Origin of the sequence: uncultured Thiodictyon sp., assembly GCF_903828115.1 — a bacterium.
Lineage (GTDB): Bacteria > Pseudomonadota > Gammaproteobacteria > Chromatiales > Chromatiaceae > Thiodictyon.
In genome coordinates this window covers 1-9,271 of the sequence record NZ_CAIKKU010000023.1, presented here as the reverse complement: position 1 = coordinate 9,271, position 9,271 = coordinate 1, and the positions used below count along the sequence as shown (strand labels likewise).

9 protein-coding genes are annotated in these 9,271 nt (G+C 68.0%); 5 read left to right on the top strand and 4 right to left on the bottom strand.

Features of this window, described 5'->3' with window-relative positions; translation table 11 throughout:
• Window positions 1-128 precede the first annotated feature (128 nt).
• Complete coding sequence (locus tag QZY48_RS00845) at window positions 129-2,636, top strand: glycogen/starch/alpha-glucan phosphorylase (RefSeq protein WP_295426545.1); 2,508 nt, start codon at window positions 129-131, stop codon at window positions 2,634-2,636.
• A 208-nt stretch (window positions 2,637-2,844) separates the two neighbouring features.
• Here the strand turns inward: QZY48_RS00845 and QZY48_RS00840 are convergent, their stop codons facing one another.
• Window positions 2,845-3,030, bottom strand: coding sequence for a hypothetical protein (locus QZY48_RS00840; protein ID WP_295426544.1), 186 nt, complete (start codon window positions 3,028-3,030; stop codon window positions 2,845-2,847).
• Window positions 3,031-3,167: 137 nt separating this feature from the next.
• Between QZY48_RS00840 and QZY48_RS00835 the strand changes: the two genes are divergently transcribed.
• From QZY48_RS00835 to QZY48_RS00825, 3 genes are read left to right on the top strand one after another with little or no spacing between them, the layout of a single operon-like run.
• Window positions 3,168-3,608, top strand: a complete 441-nt coding sequence (locus QZY48_RS00835) for a hypothetical protein (RefSeq protein WP_295426546.1) — start codon at window positions 3,168-3,170, stop codon at window positions 3,606-3,608.
• Between the two features lie 37 nt (window positions 3,609-3,645).
• Window positions 3,646-4,260: an Hsp20/alpha crystallin family protein gene (locus QZY48_RS00830; protein ID WP_295426542.1), complete on the top strand. Its 615-nt coding sequence runs from the start codon at window positions 3,646-3,648 to the stop codon at window positions 4,258-4,260.
• A gap of 26 nt (window positions 4,261-4,286) precedes the next feature.
• The gene (locus QZY48_RS00825; RefSeq protein WP_295426540.1) at window positions 4,287-5,597 is read left to right on the top strand and encodes a MiaB/RimO family radical SAM methylthiotransferase; all 1,311 of its coding nucleotides are present in this window, start codon (window positions 4,287-4,289) and stop codon (window positions 5,595-5,597) included.
• Between the two features lie 309 nt (window positions 5,598-5,906).
• Here QZY48_RS00825 and QZY48_RS00820 read toward each other — a convergent pair whose 3' ends face one another.
• From QZY48_RS00820 to QZY48_RS00810, 3 genes are read right to left on the bottom strand one after another with little or no spacing between them, the layout of a single operon-like run.
• A complete protein-coding gene (locus QZY48_RS00820) occupies window positions 5,907-7,556 on the bottom strand; it encodes a formylglycine-generating enzyme family protein (protein ID WP_366929617.1) in 1,650 nt (549 codons plus the stop codon).
• A 12-nt stretch (window positions 7,557-7,568) separates the two neighbouring features.
• On the bottom strand, window positions 7,569-8,087 hold the full coding sequence (locus QZY48_RS00815) for a GNAT family N-acetyltransferase (protein WP_295426536.1): 519 nt from the start codon (window positions 8,085-8,087) through the stop codon (window positions 7,569-7,571).
• Window positions 8,084-8,365, bottom strand: coding sequence for a DUF1778 domain-containing protein (locus tag QZY48_RS00810; RefSeq protein ID WP_295426534.1), 282 nt, complete (start codon window positions 8,363-8,365; stop codon window positions 8,084-8,086). Before QZY48_RS00810 ends, QZY48_RS00815 begins: the two co-directional genes overlap by 4 nt.
• A gap of 332 nt (window positions 8,366-8,697) precedes the next feature.
• Here QZY48_RS00810 and QZY48_RS00805 point away from each other — a divergent pair, with 332 nt between their 5' ends.
• On the top strand, window positions 8,698-8,991 hold the full coding sequence (locus QZY48_RS00805; protein WP_295426532.1) for a hypothetical protein: 294 nt from the start codon (window positions 8,698-8,700) through the stop codon (window positions 8,989-8,991).
• The last annotated feature ends 280 nt before the right edge of the window (window positions 8,992-9,271 follow it).

Below are 9,271 nucleotides of genomic sequence, written 5' to 3'. Positions count from 1 at the left end.
GAGGTTATCGTAACGTCCCGGATTCGCTCGCACCCCAAAATGCATCGTTTCTCCGACAACGACCACGACAACGACAACGACAACGATTGTGCTTAACTTGTTCTTGACGCGTTACGAAGAGGCGCCCAATGTCCCCCGAGAAGACGCTCGAAACCCCGGACCCGGTAGCGACTCCGACCCACGAGCACACCCGTACCGGCATGTCGAAGGATGCGCTCAACCGCGCCTTCATCGACAACCTGTTCTATGTCCAGGGCCGCTTCCGCGAGGTCGCCAGTCCCAACGACCTCTACATGGCAGCCGCCTACACGGTACGCGACCGCCTGCTGGGGCGCTGGATCAAGTGTGCCGAGACCTACCGGGACTCCAAGGCCCGCACGGTCTGCTATTTTTCCGCCGAGTTTCTGCTCGGACCCCACCTGCTCAACAACCTGGTGAACCTGGGGATCCTGGACGTGGCCAGCGAGGCCGGCGCCGAGTTGGGGCTCGATCTGCACGAACTGATCGAGTCCGAAGAGGAACCAGGCCTGGGCAACGGCGGTCTGGGCCGGCTCGCCGCCTGTTACATGGACTCGCTCAGCACGGTGCAGATCCCCGCCATCGGCTACGGCATTCGCTATGAATTCGGCATCTTCGACCAGGTGATCGAGGATGGCTGGCAGGTGGAGAAGAGCGACACCTGGCTCAAGAACGGCAACCCCTGGGAGATCCTGCGCCACGGGCTGCGCTTCCCGGTCAAGTTCGGCGGCCGCACCGAGCAGTACCACGACGAGCACGGAACCTTGCGCGTGCGTTGGCTGGCGGACATGGAGGTCATCGGGGTCGGCTATGACACCCCGATTCTGGGCTACGGGGCCGGCAACGTCAGCCTGTTACGACTGTGGAAGTCCGAGGCCCCCGAGTCATTCGACTTCCAGTCATTCAACGTCGGCGACTACTATGGCGCGGTCCAGGCCAAGATCGAGGCCGAGACCATCTCCAAGGTCCTCTATCCCAACGACGAGCCCTCGGCCGGCAAGGAACTGCGCTTGAAGCAGCAGTATTTCTTCGTCTCCTGCTCGCTCCAGGACATGATCCGGCTGCAGTTGAATACGGTCGGCCCGCTCGACGGCTTCGCTGACAAGTTTGTTGCCCAGCTCAACGACACCCACCCCGCAATCGCGGTGGCGGAGCTGATGCGGCTGCTGATGGACGAACACGGCATGGGCTGGGACCAGGCCTGGGGCATCACCCACAAGACCTTCTGCTACACCAATCACACCCTGCTGCCCGAGGCCCTGGAGACCTGGTCCGTGCGGCTCTTCGAGAAGCTCCTGCCGCGCCACCTGGAGATCATCTACGAGATCAACCGGCGCTTTCTGGACGAGGTGCGGGTGCGCTTCCTCAATGACGAGGGGCGGGTCGCACGGATGTCGTTGATCGGTGAAGAAGGCGGCCGGCGGGTACGCATGGCCAACCTGGCGGTGGTCGGATCGAGCGCGGTGAACGGCGTGGCGCAACTGCACTCCGAACTGGTCAAGACCACCATTCTCAAGGACTTCTACGACCTGTGGCCCGAGCGCTTCCACAACGTCACCAACGGGGTCACCCCGCGCCGCTTCATCGCCGTCTGCAACCCCCGCCTCGCCGCCCTGATCACCGAGACCTGCGGCGACGACCGCTGGCTGACGGACCTCAACCGCCTGCGCGAATTGGAAAACTATGCGGACGACGCCGACTTTCAGGGGCGCTGGCGCGCGGTCAAGACCGCCGCCAAGCGCAACCTGGCCCGGTGGCTCACGCAACATGCCTGGGTCACGGTGGACCCGGAGAGCCTGTTCGACGTCCAGGCCAAGCGCCTGCACGAATACAAACGCCAGCACCTGAACCTGCTGCACATCGTCAGCCTCTACCAGCGCCTCAAGCAGGACCCGAACCTGCCCATGGTCCCGCGCACCTTCATCTTCGGGGCCAAGGCCGCGCCCGGCTATCACCTCGCCAAGCTGATCATCAAACTGATCAACGCGGTGGCCGATGTCATCAATCACGACCCCCAGGTCAACGACAGCCTGCGCGTCGCCTTCATGCCCAACTTCAATGTCCAGAACGGCCAGCGGCTCTATCCCGCCGCCGACCTCTCGGAGCAGATCTCATTGGCCGGCAAGGAGGCCTCGGGGACCGGCAATATGAAGTTCTCCATGAACGGCGCCCTGACCATCGGGACCCTGGACGGGGCCAACGTGGAGATCCGCGAAGAGGTCGGGGAGGACAACTTCTTCCTCTTCGGCATGACCGCCGACGAGGTCAGCCGACGCCAGGCGGAAGGCTATCGACCCTGGGAGATCTGCCGCGACGACCAGGAGCTCAAGTCGGTACTCGATCTGATCAATTCGGGCCTCTTCTCCCACGGCGACACCACCCTGTTCCGACCGTTGACCGACAACCTGATCCACCAGGACCCCTTCATGGTACTCGCGGACTACCGCGCCTATCTCGACTGCCAGGAGCGCGTCAGCCGCGCCTGGTCGGACCGGCCGCGCTGGGAGCGCATGTCGATACTCAATGTCGCGCGCATGGGCAAATTCTCGTCCGACCGGGCGATTCGGGAATATGCCGAGAAGATCTGGAAGGTCAAGCCGCTGCCGGTTTCACTCTAGGTCGTCGGTCCGCGCAGCGGACCCTACGGGCGCGGGGTCTTAAGTATCGCGAAGCGCAGATCCCGCTACCATTTGAGACTATCCGTGAGCTTGAGAAATGGACAGGATTAACAGGATTTCTCAGGATTTACAAGATGTGTTGCTGATGCGCGTCGCACGCTATTTGTCCTGTTAATCCTGCAAAATCCTGTTAATCCTGTCCAAGGCTTCAGCCTTGGATCGGCAGGCCAAGGCTGAAGCCTTGGACTCCAAAATTAGCATCGCTGGCCGGAACGATGATCAAAGCCGGTGGCTGATGGGCCGGGCTTATGATCAAGGTCTCCGACAACGCCTGCAGCCCGAGGCGATAGGAGAAACGGACTGCGGCACCGCCGGGCAGCCGATCGGTTATCATGACCGCCCATTATCCGCTGCCATTCTTCACCAGCCATGCTACCCGATCAGCCATTGCCTCACCGCGCGCCCGCACCGGCCGCGAACGCCGACACCATCCTCGCCTGGTCCGACACGGACCAGCGGACGGCCGGCGCCATGCTCGCGCGTTACGGGATGCAGATCGTCGCGTGCCCCGCCGACACCCCTATCCCCGGGAGCTTCTTCGGCGAGTCCGAGGCCGGGCTGATCGGCGACCAGCTCTATCTGCGCGCCGACACGCCGCTGCACTCGGTACTGCACGAGGCCAGCCACTACATCTGCATGGACCCCGCCCGCCGCGCCACCCTGCACACCGACGCGGGCGGCGACTATCCGGAAGAGAACGGCGTCTGCTACCTGCAGATCCTGCTGGCCGACCAGATCCCAGGTATGGGACGGGCGCGGATGCTCGCCGATATGGATGCCTGGGGCTACAGCTTCAGGCTGGGCTCGGCCCGGGCCTGGTTCGAGCAGGACGCGACCGACGCCCGCGACTGGCTGCGTGAGCACGGGCTGACCGACGACCTGGACCGCCCGACCTGGGCCCGGCGCGGCTGAACCCGGCAGGCGCCGCCACCTCCTTCAGGAGCCGCTGATGACCCACCGCCGCCACGTCCTCACCCTCGCCGGCGCCATCGCCGCGGCCAGCCCGGCCCTGACCCTGGCCTGGACCGGCTACGGCCCGGGAGGTGCAGAGCAACCGGGCCGCTTTCCCCCGCCCCCGGCCGCGGCCGGCAGTTCGGCCGCCGACGCGCCCGCAACGGCCCCCAAGGCGGGGACCGGCACCGAGCCCCCGGTCAACGGGGGCGGCCGGCAGGCGCTCCCCGGGGGGCCGCCGCGCCTCGATGTCGTAGGCGACACCGAGGCCAACGGCTATCTGCTCCGGATCAAGGTCAGCGGCGGCCGACCGGACGCGGTCGAGGTCACTCCGAGCGGTCAGAGCCTCAACCTCTCGCTCAGCATTGGCGGCAGTTGGCACGAGAAGGGCAGCGTCGGCGACGGCGGTTACCGGCAAGGCTCCAGCGCCGCCCAGGGGTCGGTCAGGCGGCGCGTGCCCCTGCCGGCCGACGCCGACCTGCGCCGCCTGACCCGGGAGGTCAAGGCCGACACCCTGCTGCTGCACATCCCGCGGGTCACGGGGCGCCGCGCCGCCCCCGGCGGGCCGCCCGGCCCCAAGCCAGACGCGGGCAGCGACCAGGGCGCCCGCTGACCACGCCAAGGCCCGGCGACCCGCTCATGCGCACCCGCCCCCGCGTCCTGCTCAAGTCATTCGGCTGCCGCCTCAACGAGGCCGAACTGGAGGACTGGGCGCAGGGCTTTCGGGCGCGCGGCTTCGACCTGGCCGGGGACGCGGGGCCGGCGGACCTGGTGGTCATCAACACCTGCGCCGTGACCGCGGAGGCGGCACGCAAGTCGCGCCAATGGCTGCGGCGCGCGCACCGCGCCCACCCGCACGCGCGCCTGGTGCTCTCCGGCTGTCTGGCGTCCCTGGAGGCGGCGGACCTGGCGCGCGAATCCGGGGTGGCGCTGCTGATCGACAACCGCGACAAGGACCGGCTGGTGGCGCTGGCCGCGGCGGCCCTGGACCTGCCGGTCATAGCGCAACTGTCCAGCGAAGAAGCGGCCAACCCCCTGTTCGCCCGCGGCCGACAGCGCGCCTTCATCAAGGTCCAGGACGGCTGCCGCCACGCCTGCACCTTCTGTGTGACCACCCTGGCGCGGGGACCGGAGCGCGACCGCCCACTGCCGGAGATCATCGATGCCGTCAACCGATCCGTCGCCGACGGGGTGCGGGAGGTCCTGCTCACCGGGGTCCATCTCGGCGGCTACGGCAGCACCCTCGGGGGCGACCTGGCCGTGCTGGTGCGCGCGGTGCTCGCTGAGACCCAAATCCCGCGCCTGCGCCTGGGCTCGCTCGAACCCTGGGACCTGCCCGACGGCTTCTGGGACCTGTTCGCCGACCCGCGCCTGCTGCCCCACCTGCACCTGCCGCTGCAGAGCGGCGCGGACAGCGTACTGCGGCGCATGGCGCGGCGCTGCAAGACCGAGGACTTCGCCCAGTTGGCCGCACTGGGGCGGGCCACGGTGCCGGGGCTCAACCTCAGCACCGACATCATCGCCGGCTTCCCCGGCGAGACCGAAGCGGAGTGGCAGGAGACCCTGGGCTTCGTCGCCGCCATGGGCTTCGGCCAGGTCCATTGCTTCGCCTATTCACCGCGGGCCGGCACCAGGGCCGCCGGTCTTCCCAACCAGGTGGATGCGGACACCAAACGGGCGCGGGTCCTGGAACTGAAAGACCTGGCGGATCAGTTGCAGTGGCAGGTCTTCGCCTCCCAGGTCGGCCGCGACTGCCGGGTCCTGCGCGAGGCCCAGCCCCGCGGCGGACGGCCCGGGGACCTGTTCGGCTACACCCCCAACTACCTGCCGGTGCGTATCGATGGGCATCCGGACGCGGCGGCGGTCGGTGAGATTCTGGAGGTCAAGATCCGCGGCATCGACGCGGACGGCGGGGCCTTGCGCGGTTACCTCAACGGCCCGGTGGGGTGATCCCAGACCCGGCAATTGGCCCGCGAGTTGTCGTTGTCGTAATCGAATAATCCGACCACGATTACGAAAACGACAACGACAACGACCACGACGCCAGGTCCGTAGGAACGTCCGGTAGCTATAGGCGCATCGCGTACCCAGCTCCGGCGGGCGCCGCAGCTTGGCGGGTACGCGATGCGTACTCTACGAGATGTGCGTTAATACATCAGTTCTGATCGCACCCCTACGGCGGACCGGGCGCGGACCGCGGCCGGGGGGTCGGCGCGCGATGCGGCGGTTCAAAGGTCCAGAGTCCAGAGGGTTCAGAGTTCAGAGTAATGGGGACCAGACCACCCGGAAGCCACAATTGCCGTTGCGGTAGTGCGGGTAGTTGCGGGCGCGCACCGCGCCGCGGCAGTTGAGGCTATCGTTGGAGAACGCGCCGCCGCGCAGCACCCGCGCCAGGTCGTCACCGGCATCCTCATCTTCCCGGCCGTCCTCCGGCTCATAGGGGTAGCGAAACTGCGTCTTCATGTAGTCAGGTCCCCAGAGACTCCGCGTCCACTCCCAGACGTTGCCGTTCTGGTCCTCGCAGCCGTAAGGGCCCTGGCCCAGCAGCGGGAAGCAGCCGACCGCGCAGGGGGCACCGAGCCGGGTCTGCTGGTAGTTGGCCAGGGATGGGTCCAGGGTGTCGCCGCCGGCGTACTGGCGCGCATCGGTGCCGCGGGCGGCCTTCTCCCACTGGGCTTCGGACGGCAGCCCGGCGCGCAGCCGGCCAGCGGCGATCGCCGCCCAAAAGCCCGGTGCCTCGGCGGCCGTTGCCGCGGCGGCGCGGGCGGGCGCGACGGCCGCCAGGCGTTCGCCGAGCCAGGTGCAGTAGGCGCGGGCCTGGTGCCATGAAACCTGCACCACCGGATGGTTGGCGCGGCCCTCCAGGCTTAGCGGATCGACCGCCGGCCCGCCGCGGTCCGGGTCCGCGGCCCAGGCGCGGAACTGCGCGACGGTGACGGGCCAGCGGGCGAGGCAGAAGCCGGGCAGGACCCGCTCGTGTTGCTCCCACTCGTCTGGCCAGCCCTCCCCGTGCGGCGAGCCCATCAGGAAGGGCCCGGCACCGACCTCGCGAAAGCCCAGCGTCTCATCCGTCGGCAGCCACCAGTGGTCCGGGTCGAAGCGCGGGTCGCCCAGCGCCGCCAGGGCCTTGCCGCAGTCGGTGCGGCATTTTGGGTCCTGCGGGTGGCAGGCCAGGGTGAGCGCGAAGGAGCGCTCGAGGAAGTCGCGCTGCGCGGCGGTCGGCGCGGGCAGCAGGGGTGGGGTGCCCGCCAGGCCTGGCCCCGCCGCGGGCGCGTCGGCGGGCGGCGCCGCGAGGGGCACCGGATCGACGAAGCCGAGGAAGCGCTCCGCCCCCCAGAGCCCGTCATCGGGCCTGCCGACCGCCTCCCAGGCCGCGAGATCCCGCCCCAGCAGCCAGGGGGCGCGGGCCATGGGGTCGAGGAAGGCGCGCTCTTCCTCGCTCGGGTCCAGGTCCAAGGCGGTCAGCGCGGCGCTCATGTCGCGGGCGCGCTCGGCGGACCTCAGGTCCCCGGTCAGGCAGCCGCCCCGGAGCCAGTCGCGGACCTCGCGCTCCAGTTGGCCGCGCAGCCGCAGGGCGTCGCGCCGCTTCTCGATCCAGTCGTGCAACTGGCCCCAGTGGGTCAGCAGGGCCTCATGGGCGACGTCGACCAGGCGCCCATCGCCCGGGCCGCACCGCGCGGCGGCGGGCGCGCCGTCCGGCCCGTCGCCGTCGGGGACCAGGAGCCGGGCCTGGATCAGCCGCTCGGCCAGGGCGGCGGCGGGGTCGTCGGCGCACAGGTCGGCCATCCGCGCCCGGCGCCGGATCGGCGGGGTCGCGGGGTCCTCCACATGGACCAGCCTGCGGAAGAGCGCGGCGAGGGCACGGGCGGCGCTCTCCTCGCCGGACCAACAGCCGGCGCGTGCGTGAATCCCAAGACTCGATCATGACGACGGCCTTCCTGAACACGGGAGCATCAGAAACATCCGCTGCTCCAGTCCTAGCAGGGAGCAGAAACCAAAGGCCGCGTAGAAGCCCCGGGCCGCCTCGTCGATCGGGTCCACGACCATCGCCATCATCGCCACCGTCTCAGCGGCCAGCCTCGCCTTGCCGACGGCAGCGGCGAGCAGCAGACTGCCCACGCCTTGGCCCGCGACGCTCTGATCGACGGCCAGCCGCCCGATGAGCGCGGCCGGTACCGGATACCTGGGCAGACGCCGGGCGAGTTCCGGCGGCAGATCGACGGTCGTGATGGTCGCAGCACTCAGGGTGAAAAAGCCGAGGATCCGCGCGTCTTGATCGACGGGCACGGCCACGAAGACGCGCACCATTGCGCGCCGCATGTCCTGAGAAGATTGCTCGCGCAGATATCGGTTGAGAGAGGCCACGCCACAATCAAACGCCTGACGATCATGACTCACCCCGAGCGGCTCGATACGCAGCGACCCCGCTGCCCAGGTCACCGTTGGACGATCCGCGCATGCTCATCGAGTGCCTGTTGCAGCCGCTCATTGGGCGGCGGCGGATCGAGCAGCAGCGCCTGGAAGCGTGTCCATTCCTCGTGCGTGAGCACGATGGCGTCGTGCGCACGCACGACCTGCTCGGCCTGCCGCAGGGCGACATCAAGGACGAAATCAGTCAGGGTCTTATCGAGACAGGCCGCGGCGCGCTCCAGGGTCTGCTTGGACCCCGGACTGAGACGCAGACTGAGACGGTCCTGACGTTGTGCAACCCTGGGCATTGAGGGATCTCCAAAAAATCGATTCTCGTTGCAATGTACGCCCGCTAGACGCACGCTTCAACCGAATTTAGGTAGACCACCCGATCACGCAGCCAGCCAAGGCCTTGCAGTCGCTGTCCGCCGTAGGCCAGGCGCCGATCTTGCGCGGTATGCATGAAGGTCAGCCCGCGTAGGGCGGAACGCCGTAGGCGGTTCCGCCCTTACCGCTGCCCCAGCAGCTTGCGTCAACGCAGCGCAGCTGACGCGAGGGCCTGTCCCGGGGCTTGCCTGCTGTCCGCGCGGGTGTTAGCGTCAGACCAGTGTCCTACGGTGTCATCGGCAGGTCCAACCCCATGAAGGTCGATATCATCCTGAGTAAACGGGGCGGCGGCTACCTGACACGGGTCAGCAACCTGCCGGAGATCCGCGTCAAGGAGCCGACCCGTGAGGCCGCGTTAAGCGGCGTCGAGCGGCGACTTCGGGCGTATTTCGACCAAGTGGAACTGGTTCGTCTGGACCTCGGCGAGATCGACGACAGCCGCCCGTTGCTTGAGCACTTCGGCAGCTTCAGCGACGACCCGACCTTTGACGACTGGCAGGACGAGATCGCCGACTACCGCCAGGAACGCAACCGTCCGCCCGAGTAGGCCGGCAATGCCGCTTCGGGTCCTCGATACCGATCACCTCAGTCTGTTCCAGCGGGGTTATCCCGCCCTCTTGGCGCGCATCCACGCGGCACCCCACTGCCATTAAGTTAAGCGCCGCAGCCCAAACGCCTGGAGTCCAAGGCTTTACCGTGAAAGTGCGTAGTCAGGCCATCCTGGCCTGACGGTGTCGGGGCTGGAACAGTCAGGGCTGGAAGCCCTGACTACGCCGCCCCGCACGCTGGCCATCGAGCTAGCGGTCGAGAGGACTTTCATGTTCCGG

Excerpts from the sequence above, each read along its gene's own strand:
- QZY48_RS00835 (WP_295426546.1), top strand. The coding sequence starts at position 3,168 with ATGCTCGCGCGTTACGGGATGCAGATCGTCGCGTGCCCCGCCGACACC.
- QZY48_RS00805 (WP_295426532.1), top strand. The coding sequence starts at position 8,698 with ATGAAGGTCGATATCATCCTGAGTAAACGGGGCGGCGGCTACCTGACA.
- QZY48_RS00845 (WP_295426545.1), top strand. The coding sequence starts at position 129 with ATGTCCCCCGAGAAGACGCTCGAAACCCCGGACCCGGTAGCGACTCCG.
- QZY48_RS00810 (WP_295426534.1), bottom strand. The coding sequence starts at position 8,365 with ATGCCCAGGGTTGCACAACGTCAGGACCGTCTCAGTCTGCGTCTCAGT.
- QZY48_RS00840 (WP_295426544.1), bottom strand. The coding sequence starts at position 3,030 with ATGATAACCGATCGGCTGCCCGGCGGTGCCGCAGTCCGTTTCTCCTAT.
- QZY48_RS00825 (WP_295426540.1), top strand. The coding sequence starts at position 4,287 with ATGCGCACCCGCCCCCGCGTCCTGCTCAAGTCATTCGGCTGCCGCCTC.
- QZY48_RS00830 (WP_295426542.1), top strand. The coding sequence starts at position 3,646 with ATGACCCACCGCCGCCACGTCCTCACCCTCGCCGGCGCCATCGCCGCG.